At 70.7% G+C, this 23063-nt stretch carries 18 protein-coding genes; 15 read left to right on the top strand and 3 right to left on the bottom strand.

What is annotated here, in order from left to right; translation table 11 throughout:
• The first annotated feature begins 7 nt into the window (after positions 1-7).
• The 5 genes from E5198_RS13485 (at position 8) to dauA (ending at position 6105) form a co-directional block, all read left to right on the top strand.
• The gene (locus tag E5198_RS13485; RefSeq protein WP_136490514.1) at positions 8-1186 is read left to right on the top strand and encodes an acetyl-CoA C-acyltransferase; all 1179 of its coding nucleotides are present in this window, start codon (positions 8-10) and stop codon (positions 1184-1186) included.
• Positions 1187-1298: 112 nt separating this feature from the next.
• On the top strand, positions 1299-2255 hold the full coding sequence (locus E5198_RS13480; RefSeq protein ID WP_136490513.1) for a 2-hydroxyacid dehydrogenase: 957 nt from the start codon (positions 1299-1301) through the stop codon (positions 2253-2255).
• 118 nt (positions 2256-2373) lie between these two features.
• Positions 2374-3372, top strand: coding sequence for a class I SAM-dependent methyltransferase (locus tag E5198_RS13475; protein WP_136490512.1), 999 nt, complete (start codon positions 2374-2376; stop codon positions 3370-3372).
• Between the two features lie 301 nt (positions 3373-3673).
• The gene (locus tag E5198_RS13470) at positions 3674-4261 is read left to right on the top strand and encodes a TMEM165/GDT1 family protein (protein ID WP_136490520.1); all 588 of its coding nucleotides are present in this window, start codon (positions 3674-3676) and stop codon (positions 4259-4261) included.
• A gap of 98 nt (positions 4262-4359) precedes the next feature.
• On the top strand, positions 4360-6105 hold the full coding sequence (dauA, locus tag E5198_RS13465; RefSeq protein ID WP_136490511.1) for a C4-dicarboxylic acid transporter DauA: 1746 nt from the start codon (positions 4360-4362) through the stop codon (positions 6103-6105).
• 125 nt (positions 6106-6230) lie between these two features.
• On the opposite strand, the gene E5198_RS13460 is transcribed toward dauA, so the two are convergent.
• Positions 6231-6788 (bottom strand): hypoxanthine-guanine phosphoribosyltransferase, encoded by a 558-nt coding sequence (locus tag E5198_RS13460; RefSeq protein ID WP_136490510.1) that lies wholly within the window; start codon positions 6786-6788, stop codon positions 6231-6233.
• A gap of 169 nt (positions 6789-6957) precedes the next feature.
• Between E5198_RS13460 and upp the strand changes: the two genes are divergently transcribed.
• The 4 genes from upp to E5198_RS13440 all read left to right on the top strand — a co-directional run bounded on the left by upp (position 6958) and on the right by E5198_RS13440 (position 12421).
• Positions 6958-7596, top strand: a complete 639-nt coding sequence (gene upp / locus E5198_RS13455; RefSeq protein WP_136490509.1) for a uracil phosphoribosyltransferase — start codon at positions 6958-6960, stop codon at positions 7594-7596.
• Between the two features lie 79 nt (positions 7597-7675).
• Complete coding sequence (locus tag E5198_RS13450; RefSeq protein WP_178084073.1) at positions 7676-8392, top strand: VC0807 family protein; 717 nt, start codon at positions 7676-7678, stop codon at positions 8390-8392.
• Positions 8393-8466: 74 nt separating this feature from the next.
• Positions 8467-9732: an Hsp70 family protein gene (locus tag E5198_RS13445; RefSeq protein WP_136490507.1), complete on the top strand. Its 1266-nt coding sequence runs from the start codon at positions 8467-8469 to the stop codon at positions 9730-9732.
• Between the two features lie 190 nt (positions 9733-9922).
• Complete coding sequence (locus tag E5198_RS13440) at positions 9923-12421, top strand: cache domain-containing protein (RefSeq protein WP_136490506.1); 2499 nt, start codon at positions 9923-9925, stop codon at positions 12419-12421.
• Here the strand turns inward: E5198_RS13440 and orn are convergent.
• Positions 12408-12950 carry an oligoribonuclease gene (gene orn / locus E5198_RS13435; RefSeq protein WP_136490505.1) on the bottom strand — a complete coding sequence of 181 codons (543 nt, stop codon included), beginning with the start codon at positions 12948-12950 and terminating at the stop codon, positions 12408-12410. The genes E5198_RS13440 and orn overlap by 14 nt on opposite strands.
• Positions 12951-13055: 105 nt before the next feature.
• Here orn and rsgA point away from each other — a divergent pair, with 105 nt between their 5' ends.
• The 5 genes from rsgA to E5198_RS13410 all read left to right on the top strand — a co-directional run bounded on the left by rsgA (position 13056) and on the right by E5198_RS13410 (position 20001).
• Positions 13056-14087 carry a small ribosomal subunit biogenesis GTPase RsgA gene (gene rsgA / locus E5198_RS13430; RefSeq protein ID WP_136490504.1) on the top strand — a complete coding sequence of 344 codons (1032 nt, stop codon included), beginning with the start codon at positions 13056-13058 and terminating at the stop codon, positions 14085-14087.
• A gap of 157 nt (positions 14088-14244) precedes the next feature.
• Positions 14245-15060, top strand: coding sequence for a rhodanese-like domain-containing protein (locus E5198_RS13425; protein WP_136490503.1), 816 nt, complete (start codon positions 14245-14247; stop codon positions 15058-15060).
• A 10-nt stretch (positions 15061-15070) separates the two neighbouring features.
• The gene (gene asd, locus E5198_RS13420) at positions 15071-15934 is read left to right on the top strand and encodes an archaetidylserine decarboxylase (RefSeq protein WP_136490502.1); all 864 of its coding nucleotides are present in this window, start codon (positions 15071-15073) and stop codon (positions 15932-15934) included.
• 141 nt (positions 15935-16075) lie between these two features.
• The gene (locus tag E5198_RS13415) at positions 16076-17869 is read left to right on the top strand and encodes a molecular chaperone (protein ID WP_136490501.1); all 1794 of its coding nucleotides are present in this window, start codon (positions 16076-16078) and stop codon (positions 17867-17869) included.
• Positions 17870-17931: 62 nt separating this feature from the next.
• Positions 17932-20001, top strand: a complete 2070-nt coding sequence (locus tag E5198_RS13410) for an EAL domain-containing protein (RefSeq protein WP_136490500.1) — start codon at positions 17932-17934, stop codon at positions 19999-20001.
• Between the two features lie 61 nt (positions 20002-20062).
• On the opposite strand, the gene serB is transcribed toward E5198_RS13410, so the two are convergent.
• Complete coding sequence (gene serB / locus E5198_RS13405; RefSeq protein WP_136490499.1) at positions 20063-21277, bottom strand: phosphoserine phosphatase SerB; 1215 nt, start codon at positions 21275-21277, stop codon at positions 20063-20065.
• 130 nt (positions 21278-21407) lie between these two features.
• Between serB and E5198_RS13400 the strand changes: the two genes are divergently transcribed.
• Complete coding sequence (locus tag E5198_RS13400; protein WP_136490498.1) at positions 21408-22886, top strand: histidine kinase; 1479 nt, start codon at positions 21408-21410, stop codon at positions 22884-22886.
• Positions 22887-23063 lie beyond the last annotated feature (177 nt).

Below are 23063 nucleotides of genomic sequence, written 5' to 3'. Positions count from 1 at the left end.
ATACCCGATGTCCGAGATCGTCATCGTCAGCGCCGTCCGCACCCCGATGGGCGGCTTCCAGGGCAGCCTGGCCGCCCTTTCCGCACCGCAACTGGGCGCCGCCGCCATCCGCGCCGCAGTGCAACGCGCCGGGGTCGCGCCGGCCGAGGTCGACGAAGTGATCATGGGCTGCGTGCTGGCCGCCGGCCTCAAGCAGGGCCCCGCGCGCCAGGCGGCGCTTGCCGCCGGCCTGCCCACCGCCACCGGCTGCACCACCATCAACAAGCTGTGCGGCTCGGGCATGAAGGCGGTGATGCTGGCCCACGACCTGCTCAAGGCCGGGACCAACCGGGTGATGGTCGCCGGCGGCATGGAGAGCATGTCCAACGCACCCTACGTGCTGGACAAGGCGCGCGCCGGCCTGCGCATGGGCCATGCCGAGCTCAAGGACCACATGTTCCTCGACGGCCTGGAGGATGCGCGCAGCGGCCGGCTGATGGGCTCGTTCGCCCAGGAGACCGCCGACCAGTACGGCCTGACCCGCGAGGCGATGGACGCCTATGCCATCGAGTCGCTGCGCCGAGCCCAGGCGGCCATCGAGAGCGGTGCGCTGGACGCCGAGATCGTCCCGGTGACGGTGACCACCCGCAAGGGCGAGGTGACGGTCAAGGACGACGAGCAGCCGCTGACCGCCAGCCCGGAGAAGATCCCCGGCCTCAAGCCGGCGTTCCGCAAGGACGGCACCATCACCGCCGCCAACTCCAGCTCGATCTCCGACGGCGCCTCGGCGCTGCTGCTGATGAGCGCCGAGGAAGCCGCACGGCGCGGGCTCAAGCCGCTGGCGCGGATCGTCGGCCACGCCACCCAGAGCCAGGAGCCGGGCGAGTTCACCCTTGCGCCGGTCGGCGCCCTCGCCAAGCTGTTCGCCAGGACCGGCTGGAGCAAGGGCGATGTCGACCTGTTCGAGCTCAACGAGGCCTTCGCCATGGTCACCATGCTGGCGATCCGCGAGCACGACCTGGACCCGGCGAAGGTGAACGTCTACGGCGGCGCCTGCGCCCAGGGCCACCCGATCGGCTCCACCGGTTCGCGGATCATCGTCACCCTGCTCAATGCCCTGCGCCAGACCGGCGGCCGGCGCGGCGTCGCCGCCCTGTGCATCGGCGGCGGCGAGGCCACCGCGGTGGCGGTCGAGCTGCTGGACTGAGGGTTGCGGACGGGCGCCGCGGGCTGCACGCCTGCGGCGCTTTCCGCTAGGCTGCGGCGATGACAGCGCGCCGGCTCAGGACGGCGCCCGCCCAGCCTGCAAGGACAGTCCTATGACCCGAGCCGTATTCCTCGACCATCCCTCCCTCGACCTCGGCGACCTCGACCTGGCGCCGCTGCGCGCGGTGTTCGCCGAGCTGGTGCTGCACACGCAGACCGCCCCCGGGCAGGTCGCCGAGCGCCTCGAGGGCGCGCAGGTGGCGATCAGCAACAAGGTCCGCCTGGACGCCGCCACCTTCGCCGCCTGCCCCGAGCTGAAGCTGGTGCTGATCGCCGCCACCGGCACCAACAACGTCGACCTGGCCGCCGCCCGCGCCCACGGCGTCGTCGTGTGCAACTGCCAGGGCTACGGCACCCCGTCGGTGGCCCAGCACACCCTGATGCTGCTGCTCGCCCTGGCCACCCGCCTCCCCGACTACCAGGCCGCGGTGCGCGCCGGGCGCTGGCAGCAGGCCAGCCAGTTCTGCCTGCTGGACTTCCCCATCGTCGAGCTGGAGGGCAAGACCCTCGGCCTGCTCGGCCACGGCGAGCTGGGCAGCGCGGTGGCGCAGCTGGCGCGCGCCTTCGGCATGCGCGTGCTGCTCGGCCTGCTGCCCGGCCGTCCCGCCCACGACGGCCGCCTGCCGCTGGACCAGCTGCTGCCGCAGGTCGACGCACTGACCCTGCACTGCCCGCTGACCGAGCAGACCCGCAACCTGATCGGCGCCCGCGAGATCGCCCTGATGAAGCCCGGCGCCTTCCTGGTCAACACCGCCCGCGGCGGCCTGGTCGACGAGCAGGCGCTGGCCGACGCCCTGCGCGCCGGCCAGCTGGGCGGCGCGGCCACCGACGTGCTCAGCGTCGAGCCGCCCAAGGACGGCAACCCGCTGCTCGCCCCGGACGTGCCGCGCCTGATCGTCACCCCGCACAGCGCCTGGGGCAGCCGCGAGGCGCGCCAGCGCATCGTCGGCCAGCTGGCGGAGAACGCCGCAGCCTTCCTGGCCGGTGCGCCGATGCGGGTGGTCTCGTAGGGTGCGCCATGCGCACCACCCGGCCTTGATGGTGCGCACGGCGCACCCTACGGCTTGCGGATTTGCCAGCCGCCGGGCCTTTGCCTAATCTGCCCGCCCTTTTGTTCCGGAGGTGTCCATGGATCCGCGTAGCGAAGTGCTGTTGCGTCAGGCCGAACTGTTCAGCGGTCCCGTGCTGCTCGCCGGCCTGCCGGCCGACGGCCTGCTCGGCGAACTGCCCGAGGCCCATGGCTGGAGCTGGCACTGGGACGAACACAGCGCCGTCGCCGCGCGCCATCCGGGGCGCTGCCAGTTCGGCACCCGGGTGCCGGCGCAGGCGTTCGCCGGCGCCGTGCTGTTCCTGCCCAAGTCGCGCGAGCTGACCGACTACCTGCTGGCCGCGCTGGCCGCACGCCTGTCCGGCGCGCCGCTGTGGCTGGTCGGCGAGAAGCGCGCCGGCATCGAGCGCGCGGCGAAGCAGCTGGAGCCGTTCGGCCGCTCGCGCAAACTGGACAGCGCGCGCCACTGCCAGCTGTGGCAGGTGACGGTCGAGCAAGCCCCGACGGCGCCGGAGCTGGAGACCCTCGCCCGCCACTACCCGGTGGCCACGGCGGATGGCGAGCTGCAGGTGGTCAGCCTGCCCGGAGTGTTCAGCCACGGCCGCCTGGACGTCGGCTCGCGCCTGCTGCTCGAACACCTCGACGGCCTGCCGCAGGGCGAAGTGCTCGATTTCGGCTGCGGCGCCGGCGTGCTCGGCGCCGCGTTGCAGCGCCGCTACCCGGACAGCCGGCTGCACCTGCTGGACGTCGACGCCTTCGCGGTGGCCAGCAGCCGCCTGACCCTGGCCGCCAACGGCCTGCAGGCCGAGGTGCAGGCCGGCCGCGGCATCATGGATGCCCCGGCCGGCCTGGCCGCCATCGTCAGCAACCCGCCGTTCCACCAGGGCGTGCACACCGACTACCAGGCCACCGAGCAGCTGCTGCGCGACGCCGCCCGCCACCTGCGCCCCGGCGGCGAGCTGCGCCTGGTGGCCAACAGCTTCCTCAGGTACGCGCCGCTGATCGAGCAGCACCTCGGCCCCTGCACGGTGCTGGCCGAACGCGACGGCTTCCGCGTGTATTCGGCGCGGCGCAGCTAGCGCCTGTAGGGGCGAATTCATTCGCCCCTACAGCAGATCGGCGACAGCCCGGCGCGCTTGCCCGCGCGGCGCACCTTGGGCACAATGCGCGCCGTCCTGAGGGAGTAGTCTGCCGCCGAGCGATTCGGCGGCGTGCGCGTCAACACACTTGGTCCGCAGACCATGGCGCGCACAACCCGCACCGGCCAGCCCGGCGCCGCGGTTCGACAAGACTCATGACACTCACAGCCGACCCGGGGCGGGCAGGCCGTGCGTGTCATGCCGTCGTTGTCCCGCCCCTCTGGAATGTCCGATGGAAGCCCTGCAATCCCTGTTCGTCCCCACCGGCCTGGTGGCCCTCGCCGAGATCGGCGACAAGACCCAGCTGCTCGCCCTGCTCCTCGCCGCCCGGTTCCGCCGGCCCTGGCCGATCATCTGGGGCATCCTGGTCGCCACCGTGGCCAACCACTTCGCGGCCGGCGCCATCGGCAAGTGGGTCGCCTCCTTCTTCAGTGAAGCCACCCTGAGCTGGATCCTCGCCGCCAGCTTCCTCGCCGTCGCCGCCTGGATGCTGGTGCCGGACCAGATCGACGAGGAGGAGGAAGCCTCGCACTTCAAGCGCTTTGGTCCGTTCCTCACCACCCTGGTCGCCTTCTTCATCGCCGAGATGGGCGACAAGACGCAGATCGCCACGGTGATGCTGGCCGCCCAGTACGACTACTTCTGGCTGGTGGTCGCCGGCACCACCCTCGGCATGCTGATCGCCAACGTGCCGGTGGTGCTGGCCGCGCACTTCTCCGCCGACCGGCTGCCGATGACGCTGATCCACCGCATCTCCGCGCTGTGCTTCGTCGCCCTGGCCCTGTACGCCGCCTGGAACGCCGCCAAACTGAGCGGCTGGCTGGGCTGACCGGCCCGCGGGCCGGGACTTCCACCTCCGTCCGATAGCCGTTCACCGGCAAACGGCTTACCCTCTTATGAAGTGGGGAAATATAACGGAGTAGAAGAATGTCCCGGCTCGCGCGCGTTCCGCTGTTCACCGCCTGGCGCCAGGCCCTGCGCGCCGGCTACGACCGCCGCGCCCTGCGCGGCGACATCCTCGCCGGTCTCACCGTCGGCATCATCGCCATCCCGCTGGCCATGGCCTTGGCCATCGCCGTGGGCGCACCACCGCAGCATGGCCTGTACACCGTGCTGATCGCCGCGCCGCTGATCGCCCTGACCGGCGGCTCGCGCTTCAACATCTCCGGCCCCACCGCCGCCTTCGTGGTGATCCTGCTGCCCATCGTCCAGCAGCACGGCCTGTCCGGCCTGCTGCTGTGCAGCATGCTCGCCGGGGCGATCCTGATCGCCCTCGGCCTGCTCAAGGCCGGCCGGCTGATCCAGTTCGTGCCCTACCCGGTGACCCTCGGCTTCACCGCCGGCATCGGCGTGGTCATCGCCGGCCTGCAGCTCAAGGACGCCCTCGGCCTGACGGTGACCGGCAGCGCCGCGCACTTCCCCGAGCAGATGTACGACCTGGCGCTGGCCCTGCCCACCGCGCACCTCGGTGACGCGCTGGTCGCCGCCGTCACCCTCGGCGTGCTGATCGCCTGGCCGCGCCTGGTGCCGAAGGTTCCCGGCCACCTCGCCGCACTGGCGGTCGGCACCCTGCTCGGCCTCTTGCTGGAGCTGGCCGGCCTCGGTGTCGCCACCCTCGGCGAGCGCTTCAGCTACAGCCTCGATGGCGTGACCCACCCGGGCATCCCGCCCTACCTGCCGGGATTCGCCCTGCCCTGGCAGTTGCCGGACGCCGCGCCGCTGAGTCTCGCGCTGGTCCGCGAGCTGCTGGCCCCGGCGATGGCCATCGCCATGCTCGGCGCCATCGAGTCGCTGCTCTGCGCGGTGGTCGCCGACGGTATGACCGGCAGCAAGCACGATCCCAACGGCGAGCTGATCGGCCAGGGCCTGGGCAACCTGATCGCCCCGCTGTTCGGCGGCATTACCGCCACCGCGGCGATCGCCCGCAGCGCCGCCAGCGTGCGCGCCGGCGCCTTCTCGCCGCTGGCGGCGATCATCCATGCCGGCGTGGTGCTCGCCGCCATGCTGCTGCTGGCGCCGCTGTTCAGCTACCTGCCGATGGCCGCGCTGGCCGCGCTGCTCTTGATGGTGGCGTGGAACATGGCCGAGGCGCCGCACGTGGTGCACACCCTGCGCATCGCCCCGCGCAGCGACGTGCTGGTGCTGCTCACCTGCCTGGTGCTGACCGTGGCATTCGACATGGTGCTGGCGGTGGGCGCCGGCCTGCTGCTGGCCGCCGGCCTGTTCATCCGCCAGATGAGCGCACTGACCGACGCGGCGCCGCTGCCGCGGCACTTCCACCAGGCGCTCGGCGACCTGCCCGAGCACGTGGCGGCCTACGCGATCCGCGGCCCGCTGTTCTTCGGCGCGGCGGAGAAGGCGCTGAACACCCTGCGCCGCTTCACCCCGGGGGTGAAGGTGGTGATCGTCGACCTCAGCGCGGTGCCGCTGCTGGACATGACCGCGCTGGCGGCACTGGACACCGTGCTGCGCGACTTCCGCCACCACGGCGTCGGCCTGATCTTCAGCGGCACCAGCTCGCGGGTGCGCCTGCAACTGCGCCGCGCCGGCATCCACCTGCACAGCCACCAGCTGGCCTACGTGCGCGACCTGGATCAGGCGCGCGGCAAGGCGCTGCGCTGGCTGGCGGAGCGGGAGGAGAAAGCGGAGGCGGCGGTCGCCGGCTCCGCGTAGGGTGGATTAGGCCGCAGGCCGTAATCCACCAACCAGGCCGCAGGCCTGGCACTACCATGCGCGACCTCGCGGTCGCGGTGGTGGGTTTTACGCCGCTGCGCGGCTGACCCACCCTACCAAGGGCCTCACATGCCCTTGACCGCGTAGATCCCCGGCGCGTTGCGCCAGTAGCCCTTGTAGTCCATGCCGTAGCCGAAGATGTAGCGATCGACGCAGGGCAGGCCGACGTAGCTGGCGTCCATGTCCGGGCTGGCCTTGCGGTCGTGCTCCTTGTCGATCAGCACCGCGGTGTGCACCGCGCGAGCGCCGGCGTGCTTGCAGTAGTCGACGATGGCGGCCAGGGTGTGGCCCTCGTCGAAGATGTCGTCGACGATCAGCACGTCGCGGTCGATCAGCGACATTTCCGGCTTGGCTTTCCAGAACAGCTCGCCGCCGCTGGTCTCGCCGCGGTAGCGGGTGGCGTGCAGGTAGGACACCTCCAGCGGGAAGTCCAGCAGCGGCAGCAGCTTGCCGGCGAAGATCAGCCCGCCGTTCATCACGCAGAACACAAGCGGATTACGCTCGGCGAGGTCGGTACCGATCTGCCCGGCCATCCGCGCGATGGCGGCGTCCAGTTGCTCGGCGGTGTACAGGCAGTCGGCTTCCGCCATCACCTGGCGGATGTGGGCGAGATCGACGGACATGGCAGGTCTCCGGAGGTGGGCCCGGGCGGGCAAAGGGGCGAAAGGTACCGGCCAGCCGGCCGGCCGGCAAGTCTCGGCGGACGGCCGCCAGTGCGCCGGCACTCGGCCGCCGGCGGCGGATGCTTTACTCTATGCCATCCCTGCCCGCCTGCCGCCGGAGAGCCTGCCCATGCCCGTGCACGAGATTCGTCATCCGCTGATCCGCCACAAGCTCGGCCTGATGCGCCGCGCCGACATCAGCACGAAGAATTTCCGCGAGCTGGCCCAGGAACTCGGCGCCCTGCTGACCTACGAGGCCACCCAGGATCTGCCGCTGGAGGACCAGACCATCGAGGGCTGGTGCGGCGCGGTCCAGGTCGAGCGCATCGCCGGCAAGAAGATCACCGTGGTGCCGATCCTGCGCGCCGGCATCGGCATGCTCGACGGCGTGCTCAGCCTGATCCCCAGCGCCAAGGTCAGCGTCATCGGCCTGGCGCGCAACGAGGAGACCCTCGAGGCGCAGACCTACCTGGAGAAGCTGGTGCCGGAAATCGACCGCCGCCTGGCGATGATCGTCGATCCGATGCTGGCCACCGGCGGCTCGCTGATCGCCACCATCGACATGCTGAAGAAGGCCGGCTGCCGGGAGATCCGCGCCCTGGTGCTGGTCGCCGCGCCGGAAGGCATCGCCGCGGTGACCGCGGCGCACCCGGAGGTGCGCATCTACACCGCCTCGATCGACGAGCGCCTCAACGAGCACGGCTACATCATTCCCGGCCTGGGCGATGCCGGCGACAAGATCTTCGGCACCCGGCAGAAGGACGCCTGAGCCGCTCTGCGGTATCGTGGCGCTCCTCACCAAGCCGCTGGCCGGCACCCCAAGACTCCCGATGGACAAGACGCAAAGCATGACCGACGCCTCCCGCCCCACCCACAAGCCGCGCCCGCTGGTCGACCTGGCGGTGAGCATCCTGCTGCCCTCGCTGGTGCTGATGAAACTGAGCAGCCCCGAGCGCCTCGGCGCCGACGGCGCGCTGGCGCTGGCCCTGGCCTTCCCGCTGGGCTGGGGCGCCTTCGAGCTGCTGCGCTACCGCAAGTTCAACTTCATCGCCCTGCTGGGCCTGGCCAGCGTGCTGCTCACCGGCGGCATCGGCCTGCTGCAGCTGGACAGCCGCTGGCTGGCGGTCAAGGAGGCGACCATCCCCGGCATCATCGGCCTGGCCGTGCTGTTCTCCACCCGCACCAGCAAGCCGCTGATCTACAGCCTGCTGTACAACAGGAACGTGCTCGACGTGGAACGCATCCAGCAGCAGCTGGATGCCCGCGGGCAGACCGCCGCCTTCGAGCGGCGCCTGCTCAAGGCCACCTGGTGGCTGAGCGGCACCTTCTTCTTCTCCGCGGCGATGAACTACATCCTCGCCCGCTGGCTGGTCACCAGCCCGGCCGGCAGCGAGGCGTTCAACGCCGAGCTGGCGCACATGAACCTGCTCAGCTACCCGATGATCGCCATCCCCTCGATGCTGATGATGATGGCGATCCTCTACTACCTGTGGCGCACCATCCACGACCTCACCGGGCTGAGCCTGGAGGAGATCATGGCGGCGCATCACCGCGACAAGCACTGAAATCGACGGAGCGGCGCCCATTCGGCGCCGCTCTCGCATAGAATGCGCGGCCGTTTTTTCCGGAGCCGCTTCCCATGACCCTCGCCTCGCCTGCCCGCGCCTGCGGCATCGACTTCGGCACCTCCAACTCCACCGTCGGCTGGCTGCGGCCCGGTCAGGGCAACCTGATCGCCCTGGAAGACGGCAAGGACACCCTGCCCTCGGTGCTGTTCTTCAACTTCGAGGAGCAGCGCCCGGCGTTCGGCCGCCAGGCGCTGGGCGAATACCTGGACGGCTACGAGGGGCGCCTGATGCGCTCGCTGAAGAGCCTGCTCGGCTCGCCGCTGCTGGGCAGCGCCACCACCGTGCTGGGCAGCGCCCTGCCGTTCACCCAGATCCTCGGCCTGTTCCTCGGCGAGCTGAAGCAGCGTGCCGAGGCCGAGGCCGGCCGGCCGTTCGAGCAGGTGGTGCTGGGCCGCCCGGTGTTCTTCGTCGACGACGACCCCGCCGCCGACCGCGAGGCCGCCGACACCCTGATGCAGGTGGCCCGCGACCTGGGCTTCAGGGACATCTCCTTCCAGTACGAGCCGATCGCCGCGGCCTTCGACTACGAGGCCGGCATCGACCGCGAGGAACTGGTGCTGATCGTCGACATCGGCGGCGGCACCTCGGACTTCTCGCTGGTGCGTCTCTCGCCCGCGCGCCGCGCCCTGGCCGAGCGCCAGGACGACATCCTCGCCACCGGCGGCGTGCACATCGGCGGCACCGACTTCGACCGCCAGCTCAGCCTGGCCGGGGTGATGCCGCTGTTCGGCTACGGCAGCCGGATGAAGAGCGACGCGCTGATGCCGACCAGCCACCACATCAACCTGGCCACCTGGCACACCATCAACGCGGTCTACGCGCAGAAGTCGCGGATCGCCCTGGAAAGCATGCGCTACGACATCCAGGACCCGACCGGCATCGACCGCCTGCTGCGCCTGATCGAACAGCGCGCCGGCCACTGGCTGGCCATCGAGGTGGAGGACAGCAAGATCGCCCTCACCGAGCAGGCCAGCCGCACCATCGATTTCACCCGGGTCGAGGCGGGACTGGCCGCCACCCTGACCCGCCCGCTGTTCGAGGAGTCCATCGCCACCTCGCTGGCACGCATCGACGCCGGCATCGACCGCCTGCTGGCGGACGCCGGGGTGAGTGCCGAACAGGTCGACACCCTGTTCTTCACCGGCGGCTCCAGCGGCATCCCGGCCCTGCGCGCGAGCGTCGCCGCCCTGCTGCCCAATGCCCGCCCGGTCGAAGGCAACCGCTTCGGCGGTATCGGCAGCGGTCTGGCCATCGAGGCGCACAAGCGCTACGGTTGAGCCTGGAAACCTCGACCATTGGCCGCTGGGCGAAATCCGGTGCTCCCACTAGAATGCGAACCCAGCCACAAAACCGCCAGCCGTCGGTCCGAATCGGACTGCGCGGCTGGACAGTTCGACGAACACCGGCTACCGCGCTGAGCTGCGGCTGACCAGGGACTGGAATCCTTCCGAGCAAGGTGCGCGCCCCATGGCGATGACCGACAACAATCTCCTGCGCCTGCAGCTGTTCGGCATGCTGGCGCTGGTGTTCGTCCTGACCCTCGCCCTGGGCAGCTACTTCACCCTGCAGCAGACGCGCAACTTCCGCGCCGACAGCCTGGCCCTCGAGGCCGCCGAACTGCGCCAGCAGGAGGCCATCCTCGAGTCCTCGCTGACCACCCTGCACGACCAGCTCGACCAGTTGCGCCAGAGCAGCGAGGCCGTGCTCAAGCGCGACCTGCGCCAGCAGGTCGACCATGCCGTGCAGATCGCCGAGGCCATCTACCGCCGCGAACGGGGGCGCCGCACGGAAGACGAGATCCGCCGGCTGATCGTCGACACCCTCCGCCCGCTGCGCTTCTTCGACGGCAGCGGCTACTTCTTCATCGACGACCTGGCCGGCAACTGCGTGCTGCTGCCGATCAACCCCGAGCGCGAGGGGCGTTCGCTGCTCGACAACCACGATGTCGACGGCCGCCCCATCATGCGCGACCTGCTGGCGGCGGTGGACAACCCGCAGCAGCACGGCTTCACCCGCTACCGCTGGTACGCCCCGGGCAAGCCCGACGAAATGGCCGAGAAGATCGCCTACGCACGGGTGTTCGAGCCGTTCGGCTGGCTGATCGGCACCGGCGAATACCTCTACAAGGTCGAGCAGCAGCTGCAGCAGCAGGCCCTGCGCCAGCTGCGCGCCACCCGCATCGGCGCCAACGGCTACATCGCGGTGATCCACCGCGACGGCCGGGTGCTGCTGTCGCCGAGCAACCCGGCAGCCGAGGGGCGCTACGTCGACGAGCTGCCGACCGAGGAGCAGGCGGTGATCCAGCGCATCCTCGAGGCCAGCCGCAACGGCGGCGGCCTCACCCGCTACCAGTGGCGCGGCCTCAGCAACCCGCAGCTGAGCAGCAAGCTGGCGCTGGTCAGCAACCTGGAGGCCTGGGACTGGATCCTGGTCAGCGGCGTCTACCTCGACGACCTGGAGACGGGACTGGCCGAGCGCCAGCGCAAGCTCGAACAGAGCCTGCACCAGGACTTCCGCACCACCGCCCAGGCCCTGCTGCTGGTGATGCTGCTGGCCCTCGGCCTGGCAGTCGGCCTGTCGCGCTGGCTGACGCACCGCTTCGCGCGCTACCAGGCGGACATCGCCGCCGGCCAGGTCCGTCTGCGCCAGCAGGCGGAAACCGACCCGCTGACCCAGCTGCCCAACCGCGCCCGCCTGCTCGCCCGCCTCACCGAGGCCGTGGCCCGCGCCCGCCGCGACGACCTGCAGCTGGCCGTGCTGTTCATCGACCTCGACCGCTTCAAGAACATCAACGACTCGCTCGGCCACGCCGTCGGCGACGGCCTGCTGATCCAGGTGGCGCAGCGCCTGTCGGGCGCGGTACGCGCCGGCAACACGGTCAGTCGCCTGGGCGGCGACGAGTTCGTCATCCTGCTGGAGGGGCTGACCCAGGCCGGCCAGGCGGCCCAGGTGGCGCAGGCGCTGCTGCAGGCCTGCAGCGGCCACTACAGCGTCGGCGAGCACGAGCTGGCGGTCACCCCGAGCATCGGCATCGCCCTCTGCCCGGCCGATGGCGAGGACGTGGAGACCCTGCTGAAGAACGCCGACACGGCGATGTATCACGCCAAGGCGGCGGGGCGGAACAACTTCCAGTTCTTCGCCGCGGCGATGAACACCCGGGTGCGCGAGCACCTCGAGCTGGAGAACCGCCTGCGCCAGGCGCTGGTGCGCGACGAGCTGAGCCTGCACTACCAGCCGCAGTACGATCTGGCCAGCGGCCGCCTGAGCGGCTGCGAGGCGCTGCTGCGCTGGCACAACCCGGTGCTCGGCCAGGTGCCGCCGGACAAGTTCATCCCCATCGCCGAGGACAGCGGGCTGATCCTGCCGCTGGGCGCCTGGGCGCTCAACGAGGCGTGCCGCCAGGCGATGGCCTGGCAGGCCGCCGGGCTGCCGCCGCTGCGCGTGGCGGTGAACGTCTCGGCGCTGCAGTTCCGCCACGGCGATCTGGCCGAGGTGGTGCAGCGCACCCTGGCGCGCAGCGGCCTGTCGGCGTGGCTGCTGGAGCTGGAACTGACCGAGAGCGTGCTGGCGGAAAACCTCGAACAGGTGCAGGCCACCCTGCAGCGCCTCAAGGCGCAGGGCGTGCGCCTGGCGATGGACGACTTCGGCACCGGCTACTCGTCGCTGAGCTACCTCAAGCACTTCAAGCTGGACACCCTGAAGATCGACCGCTCGTTCATCAGCGACCTGCCGGACTGCGACGACTATGCCGCGCTCACCGTCGCCATCATCGGCATGGCCCACGCGCTGGGCATGACCTGCATCGCCGAGGGCATCGAGACCGCCGCCCAGCACGACTTCCTGCGCTGGCACGGCTGCCGCCACGGCCAGGGTTATCGCCTGTCGCGACCGCTGAACGCGCAGGCGATGGGCGAGCTGCTGGCGCGCACGGCGGCCGCGGCCGAAACGCCGGTCAGCAGCGAATGAAGTGCTCGCGGTAGTGGCGCAGCTCGGCGATCGACTCGCGGATGTCGTCCAGCGCCAGGTGGCTGCCCTGCTTGACGAAGGATTCCTTGACCGCCGGCGCCCAGCGCGCGGCCAGCTCCTTGAGGGTGGAGACGTCGATGTTGCGATAGTGGAAGAAGGCCTCCAGCTGCGGCATGTAGCGGGCGAGGAAGCGACGGTCCTGGCCGATGCTGTTGCCGCACATCGGCGACACCCCGGCCGGCACCCACTGCTGGAGGAAGGCGATGGTCTGCTCCTCGGCCTCGGCCTCGCTCAGCCGGCTGTCGCGCACCCGCTGGGTCAGCCCGCTCTTGCCGTGCTGCTCGACGCACCAGGGATTCATGCCGGCCAGCACCGCGTCGCTCTGGTGGATCACCAGGGCCGGGCCCTCGGCCAGCACGTTGAGCTGGGCGTCGGTGACTATGGTGGCCATCTCGATGATGACGTCGGTCTCGGGATCGAGGCCGGTCATTTCCAGGTCGATCCAGATCAGGTTCTGCGGGTTCTGCATGGCGGGAGTCCTCGGTTGATCCGCGCATTCTAGCAGGCCGCACCCGGCATCCCGCTGCCCACGGGCGTGCTAGACTCGCCGCCGGAATTCACCCACGGACGCATCATGGCCAAACGCCAACTGACCCGCCGGCAGAGCTGGCGCATCGAGAAGATCCAGGAAGAACGCGCCGCCCGCGCCGCCAAGCGCGAGTCGCGCGCGGTCGAGGAGCTGGAGGGCGGCGACCTCGGCCCCGAGCAGAACGGCCTGGTGATCGCCCACTTCGGCGTGCAGGTCGAGGTCGAGGCGCTCGACGGCGAGCTGGCCGGCCAGGTGTTCCGCTGCCACCTGCGCGCCAACCTGCCGGCGCTGGTCACCGGCGACCGCGTGGTGTGGCGCGCCGGCAACCAGGGCATCGGCGTGATCGTCGCCCAGCTGCCGCGCGCCTCCGAGCTGTGCCGCCCGGACATGCGCGGCGTGCTCAAGCCGGTGGCGGCCAACGTCGACCAGATCGTCATCGTCTTCGCCCCGCTGCCCGAGCCGCACGCCAACCTGATCGACCGCTACCTGATCGCCGCCGACCACGCCGGCATCCGCCCGCTGCTGCTGATGAACAAGGCCGACCTGATCGACGAGGCCAACGCGGCCAAGCTGGACGCCCTGCTCGACGTGTACCGCGCCCTCGACTATCCGCTGCTGGAAGTCTCGGCGCACAACGGCAACGCCATGGACGAGCTGCGCGCGGCGCTGGACGGCCGGGTCAGCGTGTTCGTCGGCCAGTCCGGGGTGGGCAAGTCGTCGCTGGTCAACGCCCTGCTGCCGGGCGTCGACCTGCGCGTCGGCGCCCTGTCCGAACTGACCGGCAAGGGCACCCACACCACCACCACCGCGCGGCTGTTCCACTTCCCCGGCGGCGGCGAGCTGATCGACTCGCCCGGCATCCGCGAGTTCAGCCTCGGCCACGTCACCCGCGCCGACGTCGAGGACGGCTTCGTCGAATTCCGCGAGCTCATCGGCCGCTGCCGCTTCCGCGACTGCCAGCACGACCGCGAGCCCGGCTGCGCGCTGCTGCAGGCGCTGGAGGACGGCCGCATCCATCCGCAGCGCCTGGCCAGCTACCGGCATATCCTCGCCAGCCTGCCCAAGGACGAGTATTGAGGACGGGTGGGCGTGCAGCGGCAAAGCCGTAGGGTAGAAAACCCGCGCCGCGGTTTTCTGTCGACTCACGCCGCAGCCTGACTGGTGGACAATCGCCCTACGGCCAGCCGCCGCATTTCAGTACACTCCTGTTTTTCCCACGCCACCGGAGCCCGTCATGTTCGCCTTCTCCGACCTGCCGCTGCTGATCGAGCCGGCCGAACTGGCCAGCCGCCTGAACGCGCCGGAGCTGATCCTGGTCGACCTGACCCCCGCCGCCCGCTATGCCGAGGGGCACATCCCCGGCGCGCGGCACGTCGACACCCGGCGCACCCAGCTCGGCCAGCCGCCGGCGCCCGGGCTGCTGCCGGTGTGGAGCGACTTCCAGGCGCTGCTCGGCGAGCTGGGCCACCGCGCCGACGCCGTCTACGTGCTCTACGACGACGAGGGCGGCCCCTGGGCCGGGCGTTTCGGCTGGCTGCTCGACCTGATCGGCCACCGCCGCTGGCACCACCTGAACGGCGGCCTGCAGGCCTGGCTGGCCGAGGGCCGCGAACTGTCCGGCGCGGTGCCGGCGCCGGTCGGCGCCCCGGTCGCCGTGCAGCCGGTGGCCGACGTGCTGGCCAGCCGCGAGTACCTCCTCGCGCACCTGCACGACGACGACCTGCTGATCTGGGACGCCCGCTCGCCCGAGGAGTACCGCGGCGAGAAGGTGCTGGCGGCCAGGGGCGGACACATCCCCGGCGCCATCAACCTGAACTGGACCGACTGCCAGGATCCGGCCCGCGCCCTGCGCCTGCGCGCGGACCTGCGCGAACTGCTCGCCGCCCGCGGCATCACTCCGGACAAGACCATCGTCACCCACTGCCAGACCCACCGCCGCTCCGGCTTCACCTACCTGGCGATGCGCGCGCTCGGCTACCCGAACATCAAGGCCTACGCCGGCTCCTGGTCGGAATGGGGCAACCATCCCGACACGCCGGTGGAATGCTAAGGACCCGCCCATGACTCCCAAAGAACGCCTGTTTCTCCTCGGCCAGTACCTGCTGCCGCACCACGCCCTGTCGCGACTGATCGGCATGGCCGCCGAGTGCCGCGCCGACTGGTTCAAGAACCCGCTGATCAGCTGGTTCGTGCGTCGCTACCAGGTCGACATGAGCGAGGCCGAGGTCGGCAACCCGCACGCCTACGAGCACTTCAACGCCTTCTTCACCCGCGCCCTGCGCGAGGGCACCCGGCCGCTGGACGCCACCCCCGGCGCCATCCTCAGTCCGGCCGACGGCGCCATCAGCCAGCTCGGTCCGATCGAGCACGGCCGCATCTTCCAGGCCAAGGGCCATAGCTTCAGCGTACTCGAACTGCTCGGCGGCGACGCCGAGATGGCCGCGCCCTTCATGGGCGGCCAGTTCGCCACCGTCTACCTGTCGCCCAGGGACTACCACCGCGTGCACATGCCGCTGGCGGGGACGTTGAGGGAAATGGTCTACGTGCCGGGCCGGCTGTTCTCGGTCAACGGCTTCACTGCCGAAAACGTACCCGAGCTGTTCGCCCGCAACGAGCGGGTGGTCTGCCTGTTCGACACCGAGCGCGGGCCGATGGCCGTGGTGCTGGTCGGCGCGATGATCGTCGCCAGCGTCGAGACGGTGTGGGCCGGCCTGGTCACTCCGCCGAAACGCGCGCTCAGGCACTTCCGCTACGGTCCTGCGGTGCAGCAGCCCATCCACCTGGAGAAGGGCGCCGAGCTCGGCCGCTTCAAGCTCGGTTCCACCGCCATCGTGCTGTTCGGTCCCGAGCAGGTACGCTGGGCCGAGGGCCTGAGCGCCGGCAGCCCGCTGCGCATGGGCCAGCAACTGGGCCTGCCGGGCTGAGGCCCGCCCCGGTGCGGCAGGGCGCAGCGACAACCTGCCGCAGATCAACGGCCAGGCAGGCTTTTCGGCTAGACTGAACGCTAGCGCGCCGGCGGCCGCGCCCAGGGTTGAGCCCGCATTCCCTGTTCCGAGCGAGACACCATGGACCTGCACTCCTCCTACGACCTGTTGCGCGTCACACCGCCGGACCTGGCCAGCCTGTCCTTCGCCGCGGCGCAGCCGGCGGCGCTGCGCGGCTGGATCGCCGAGCTGCCCAAGGCCAACCTCGGCGAAACCGCCCGCCGCCTGTATACCGCCCTGCAGGAACTCAACCGCCTGCGCACGCCGCCGGCCAACCGCCAGCAGTTGCTCGAGCTGCTCGAGCCGGAGGTGCTGTTCATCTGCGGCCAGCTGCAGAAGCACCTGCGCAGCCCGGTGGTGATCCTCGACGAGCGCCGCCAGCAGATCGCCGCCCTGTGCCAGACCCTGCAGCAGCAGCTGGCGCGCGCCGCCAAGCTGACCGCCAGCGAGGCGCTGGCCCTGCCGCCCAGCGATGCCAGCCGCCAGCTGTGCGCCCGCGCCCTGTTGCTGGGCCAGCACGCGCTGTACCAGATGCTCTGCCAGTTCAGCCTGCTCTACATGCCGCCCAGCCAGGGTTTCTGGCTGGAGCTGCACCAGCTCTACCGCGCCGCCGCCGCCCGCCAGCTCCAGCGCCTGCCGCTGCCGGGCATCGACGGCCGCGAACAGACCATCGAGCAGTGCTACCTGGCCAGCCTGCTGCTGGGCAGCGCACGCTGCAACCAGCTGCGCCAGCAGGCCATCCTCCAGCTCGGCGAAGCGCTGCCGGCGTGGAGCCCCCGCGCCGTCCTGCAGGACGCGCGCCTGCCCGGCAGCCTGTTCGCCTTCGCCCCGGGCACCGACAGCCCGCCGCGCTACGCCAGCCTGCTGCACAACGAGGACCCCGCGCAGCTGCTCGGCCTCGACCCGCAGGCCCTGGTCGGCGAGCTGCGCACCTACCTGCGGCTCGGCACCGTGCAGCGCCAGGGCAGCCGCCTGTCCATGCCCCATGGCGTCGGCGACGACCTGCTGCAGCACCTGTGCACCGCCTGGAGCGCCCCCGCCGAGCGCGCCTTCAGCCGCATGCCCGGCAGCGGCACGCTCAGCGCCTGCCTGGGCATCCGCGCGCTGCACTACCACATCGCCGGCCAGCGCAGCTTCGCCGACACCCTGCAGCTGCCAGCCACCGCCGTCAGCGTCGACTTCCAGCGCCACGAACGCGAGCGCGACCCGTGGAACCGCGCCTTCGACGCCTCGCGCAACGAGGCGCTGCTGCGCCGCCAGCAGCCCAGCATCGACTACACCCCCGGCCGCGACGCCCCCGACGAGAGCGGCCAGTATCCGCGCCACCAGCTGCAGGTGATCAACCACAGCCCCGGCGGCTTCTGCCTGGCCTGGGACGACACGCCGCCCGACCAGTTGCAGACCGGCGACCTGATCGGCCTGCAGCACCCCGGCGAGCGTGGCTGGAACATCGCCCTGATCCGCTGGATCCGCCAGCCCCGCGGCAGCGGCCTGCAGCTCGGCATCGAACTGCTCGCCCCGCGCGCCAAGCCCTGCGGCCTGCGCCCCCAGAACGACGGCAAGCCCCAGGGGCAGTACCTGCGCGGCCTGCTGCTCAGCGCCATCCCGGCACTGGGTCGCCCGGACCTGCTGATCGCGCCGACCCTGCCGTTCCAGCAGGGGCAGAAGATCTTCCTCAACCTCGACGGCAAGGAGCAGGCAGTGCAGCTCACCCGCCGCCACACCCTCAGCGGCAGCTTCAACCAGTTCGAGTACCGCCCGCTCGAGGCACCGGCGCCACGCACCGAACCTGCCGACGGGAAACCGGTCACAACCTTGCGACTGGCCGGCGACAGCGAGCCGGTTGGCTTTGACTCGCTCTGGGAGTCCTTGTAGATTTCCGAGCATTTCCCTCTGCCGCGTTTGTGCGCCCCTGCGGCGCTGGTTCCTGGCCAACCATGCCCACCGAAAAGAAAACCGTCCGCCTGCTGCTCCTCGAGGACTCGCAGAACGAGGCCGAGCGCCTGATCAGCCTGTTCCGCAACGCCGGCCACGCCACCCGCGCCCATCGCCTGACCTCCAGCGACGACCTCGCCGAAGCCCTGCAGCAGACCTGGGATCTGCTGATCGCCGCCCCCCACAGCGAAAACCTCGAGCCCGACGAAGCCCTCGGCGCCATCCGCCGCCTGGGCAAGGACCTGCCCTTCCTGCAGCTGGTCGCCGACAACGACGGCGAGGCGATCACCGAGGCCATGCTGCTCGGCGCCCAGGACGGCGTGCCGGCGAGCGACGAGGAGCGCCTGCTGCTGGTCGCCGAGCGCGAGCTGCGCAACCTCGAGGAGCGCCGCGCCCGGCGCAATGCCGAGGTGGCCCTGCGCGAGGCCGAACGGCGCTGCCAGCTGCTGCTGGACAGCTCGGTGGATGCCATCACCTACGTCCACGACGGCATGCACATCTACGTCAACCGCGCCTACGTCGAGCTGTTCGGCTACAGCGACGCCGACGACATCGCCGGCATGCCGATGATCGACCTGATCCAGGGCAGCGACCAGGCCGCGTTCAAGGACTTCCTCAAGACCTACCAGCAGAACGGCGACGAGCATGCCGAACTGCTGTGCGGCGGCGTGCGCGACGACGGCAGCCAGTTCCGCGCACGCATGACCTTCTCCCCGGCCAGCTACGACGGCGAGCCCTGCACCCAGGTGGTGATCCGCGCGGAAAGCGACAACAGCGAACTCGCCGAGAAACTGCGCGAGATCAGCAGCCAGGATCTGGTCACCGGCCTGTACAACCGCGTGCACTTCCTCGAGCTGCTCGACCACGCCGTCCAGCAGGCGGTCAAGACCGGCAGCCCGGCCAGCCTGGCCCTGCTGCGCATCGACCGCTATGCCAACCTCCTCGGCGACATCGGCCTGGCCGACAGCGACCTGCTGCTGGCCGACTGCGCCACCCTGCTGCGCCAGCACTTCGGCGAGCAGGCCCAGCTGGCGCGCTTCGCTGACGACAGCTTCGCCGCCCTGCTGCCGCAGCCCCCGGCGCAGGCCGAGGCCTCGCTGCAGGCCCTGCTGAAGAAGGTCGAAGGCCACCTGTTCGACATCGGCGGGCGCAGCGTGCAGGTCACCTTCAGCATCGGCGTGGCCGGCATCAGCGAGCAGAGCGCCCAGGCCCAGCTGGTGGTCGAGCGCGCCCTGCGCTGCACCGACCAACTGACCGGCGGCAACGCCCTCAACATCTACGACCCGGCCGAGGAACTGGCCGCCGCCGCCAGCCGCGGCAACCTGGTCGCCATGGTCCAGCAGGCCATCGAGGGCAACGGCTTCCAGCTGCTGTTCCAGCCGATCATCAGCCTGCACGGCGACGAACGCGAGCACTACGAAGTGTCCCTGCTGCTGCGCAACCCGCAGGGCGAGGCGGTGCCCCCGGCCGAGTTCCTCGCCGCCGCCGAGCAGACCGGTCTGGCCGCCCGGGTCGACCGCTGGGTGCTGCTCAACGCCATCCGCCAGCTCGGCGAGCATCGCGCCAGGGGCCACAACACCCGCCTGTTCATCGGCCTGGGCGCCGCCAGCCTGCAGGACCCGGCGCTGCTGCCCTGGCTCAGCGCCGCCCTCAAGGCCGCCCGCCTGCCGGCCGACAGCCTGATCCTGCAACTCGGCGAGCCGGATGCGATCGCCTACCTCAAGCAGGCCAAGCTGCTGACCAAGGGCCTCGCCGAGCTGCACTGCAAGGTATCGCTCAGCCGCTTCGGCGGGGCGCTCAACCCGTTCAACACCCTGCGCCACCTGAACGTCGACTTCGTCAAGCTCGATAGCGAACTGCTCCGCGACCTCTCCGACGCCGAACAGCAGGACAAGCTCAAGACCCTGATCGCCGGACTGCACAACGAGGCCAAGCTGACCGTGGTGCCCAACGTGGACAACGCCAGCGTGCTGACCACCCTGTGGCAGACCGGGGTCAACTACGTGCAGGGCCTGTACCTGCAGGCGCCCAGCCCGAAGATGGACTACGAGTTCTCCTCCGGCGAAGACTGAAGGCCCCGGCCCCGGAACGAAAAAACCGCCTCACGGCGGTTTTTTCATGGCTGGCCTCCGCTCACTCGAAGCTTTCGCGGTCGCGATAGCCCAGCAGGTAGAGGATGCCGTCGAGGCCGAGGGTGGAGATCGCCTGCTTGGCCGACTGCTTGACCAGCGGCTTGGCGCGGAAGGCCACGCCCAGGCCGGCGATGGCCAGCATCGGCAGGTCGTTGGCGCCGTCGCCGACGGCGATGGTCTGCTCCAGGCGCAGGCCCTCCTGCTCGGTGAGCTGGCGCAGCAGGTCGGCCTTGCGCTGGGCGTCGACGATCGGCTCCACCGCCACGCCGGTGACCTTGCCGTCGACGATCTCCAGCTCGTTGGCGAACACGTAGTCGATGCCGAGCTTCTGCTGCAGCTGGCGGGCGAAGTAGGTGAAGCCGCCGGAGAGGATGGCGGTCTTGTAGCCCAGGCGCTTGAGCTCGGCGAACAGGGTCTCGGCGCCTTCGGTCAGGCGCAGCGAGGCGCCGATGCCTTCCAGCACCTCCTCGGACAGCCCCTTGAGCAGCGCCAGGCGCTCCTTGAAGCTGGCGCGGAAATCCAGCTCGCCGCGCATCGCCCGCTCGGTGATCTCGGCCACCTGCGCACCGACCCCGGCGGCCTTGGCCAGTTCGTCGATCACCTCGGCCTCGATCAGCGTCGAGTCCATGTCGAACACCGCCAGGCGGCGGTTGCGACGGAAGATGGTGTCCTGCTGGAAGGCGATGTCGACGTTGAGTTCCTGGGCGACGCTGAGGAATTCGGCGCGCAGCGCCGCCGGATCGGCCGCCTCGCCGCGCACCGAGAACTCGATGCAGCCCTTGCCGTGCTCGGCCGGCGTATCCAGCGGCATGCGTCCGGACAGGCGATCGATGTGGTCGATGTTCAACCCGTACTTGGCGGTGATCGAACTGACCCGATGCAGTTGCTCGGCGGTCACCTTGCGGGTCAGCAGGGTGACGATGTGGCGCGCCTTGCCCTGACCGCCGACCCACTGCTGGTAGTCGGCCTCGGACACCGGGGTGAAGCGCACCTGCTGGTCCAGCTCGTAGCCGGTGAACAGCACGTCCTTGAGCACCGAGGACGCCTGGCTGCCGTGCGGGATCTCGACCAGGATGCCGAACGACAGGGTGTCGTGGATCACCGCCTGGCCGATGTCGAGGATGTTCACCCCGCCACGGGCGAGCACGCCGGTGATGGCCGCGGTCAGCCCCGGACGATCCTCCCCGGTGATGTTGATCAGGACGATTTCACGCACGGCGCACCTCCGCGGAACTGAAAGTGCGGCATTCTACCCGGAATGCGCACCATCTGGCAGCGCGCTTTGCCCGTGCGCACGGGGCCCCGCTATACTTCCACTCCCTTTTCCAGAGCCGAGCCCCCCTCTCGTGAACCGGCCCGCGCCCGTCAAGTCCGACAACTTCTTCATCCTCCTGTTCCAGGCGCTGCGCCGCCGGCGGGTACCCATCGCCCTGCGCATCGCCAGCCAGAGCCTGCTCCTGGTGAGCGTGGTGATGCTGGCCTTCGCCTGGCTGTTCAACCTGCAGGTGCGCGAGGTCATGCAGCAGCAGAGCGAGGCGGTCGGCGAAAGCCTCAAGCGCCAGGCGGTGGCTTCGGCCACCGAGCTGCTGGTGTCCAACGACCTGCTCAGCCTCAAGGTGATGCTCGACAAGCTCGCCGAAAACCCGCTGGTCGCCCACGTGGTGATCCATGGCGTCGACAACCGCATCATCGCCGAGGCCGGCCGCCGACCGCAGCCGGGCCTGTTCGGCACCGACGAGGGCGTGTTCACCGCCTCCATCGCCTTCCAGGAGGTGGCTGCCGGCCAGCTGCACCTGACCCTCGACATGCAGCAGTTCCGCCAGCCGCTCACCGTCGGCCTGCAGAACTTCGGCCTGCTCGGCCTGATCGTGCTGGTGGCGACCCTGACCCTCAGCCTGCGCCTGGGCGGCAAGCTCAGCATGCCGCTGCTGCAGCTGCGCCTGTGGCTGCGCGATCCCGACGACCCGGCACCGGCCAGCGAGCGCCAGGACGAACTCGGCGACCTGGCCCGCCAGCTGCAGCAGCGCCTGGTGCCGCCGCGCCCCGCCGTCGAGGAGGATCCGATGCTGGACGACGCGGAGGATGGCGAACTGTTCGAGGGGCTGGAAAACCTGCTCGACGAAGGTCGGCCGGCTGCCGCCCCGCCCCGCCGCCCCGCGGCGCGGGCTGACGGCGACGAGCTCGAGCTGGACGCCGACGCCCTCGGCCTCGACCCCGACGATCTGCAGCCGGGCACGCCCCCCGGCCTGCCACCGGTGCACAGCGCCGTGCTGGCGACCCAGCTGGGCGGCCAGGACGAGCTGCAACGGCGCCTGTCGCCGCCGCGTCTGCGCGAACTGCTGCAGCGCTACCGCGACTGCCTGGAGCAGGCAGCGCGCCTGCACCACGGCCACCTGCTGCGCCTGGCCGACGGCAGCAGCCTGATCCTGTTCCACAGCAACCAGTCCGGCGAGGACTACCTGACCCGCGCCCTGTGCTGCGGCGAACTGCTGCGCGCCCTCGGCCATGCCCTGCAGGTCGAGGTGGCCGACAGCGGCCTGACCCTGCAGCTGCAACTCGCCCTCAGCCGCGGCGACGGCCTGTACGGCCTGCCGGCGGAAGCCATCCAGCAGCAGCCGGCCAGCCAGAGCGCACTGACCCTCTGCCGGCACAGCCGCAACCTGCTGCTGCTCGACCAGGCCCTCGGCGCCGACCCGGCGCTGCGCAGCCGCGCGCGCCTGCGCACCCTCGCCTCCCCGGCCGGCGCCAGCTGCATCGAGCGCCTGCAGGAGCCGTTGCCGGCGCGTCTCGAACAGCAGCTCGGCCAGATGCTGCAGCACGCCTGAGCCTCGCCTGCCCCGAAACGACAAGGCCGCGCCGGAACTCCGGCGCGGCCTTGTCGTTTCGGGCTCACCCGACCGCTCAGAAGCGGTACACCTCGGCGGCCGGCGCCGGCCGCGGCGCCGCCTGGGGAATGCGCGGCGCCGCCGGGCGTGAGGTCGCCGCCTTGCGCGACGCCGGCT

Origin of the sequence: Pseudomonas sp. A-1 (assembly GCF_004801855.1) — a bacterium.
In the GTDB taxonomy this organism is placed as follows: Bacteria; Pseudomonadota; Gammaproteobacteria; order Pseudomonadales; family Pseudomonadaceae; genus Geopseudomonas.
This window is presented reverse-complemented; position numbering and strand designations above follow the sequence as displayed.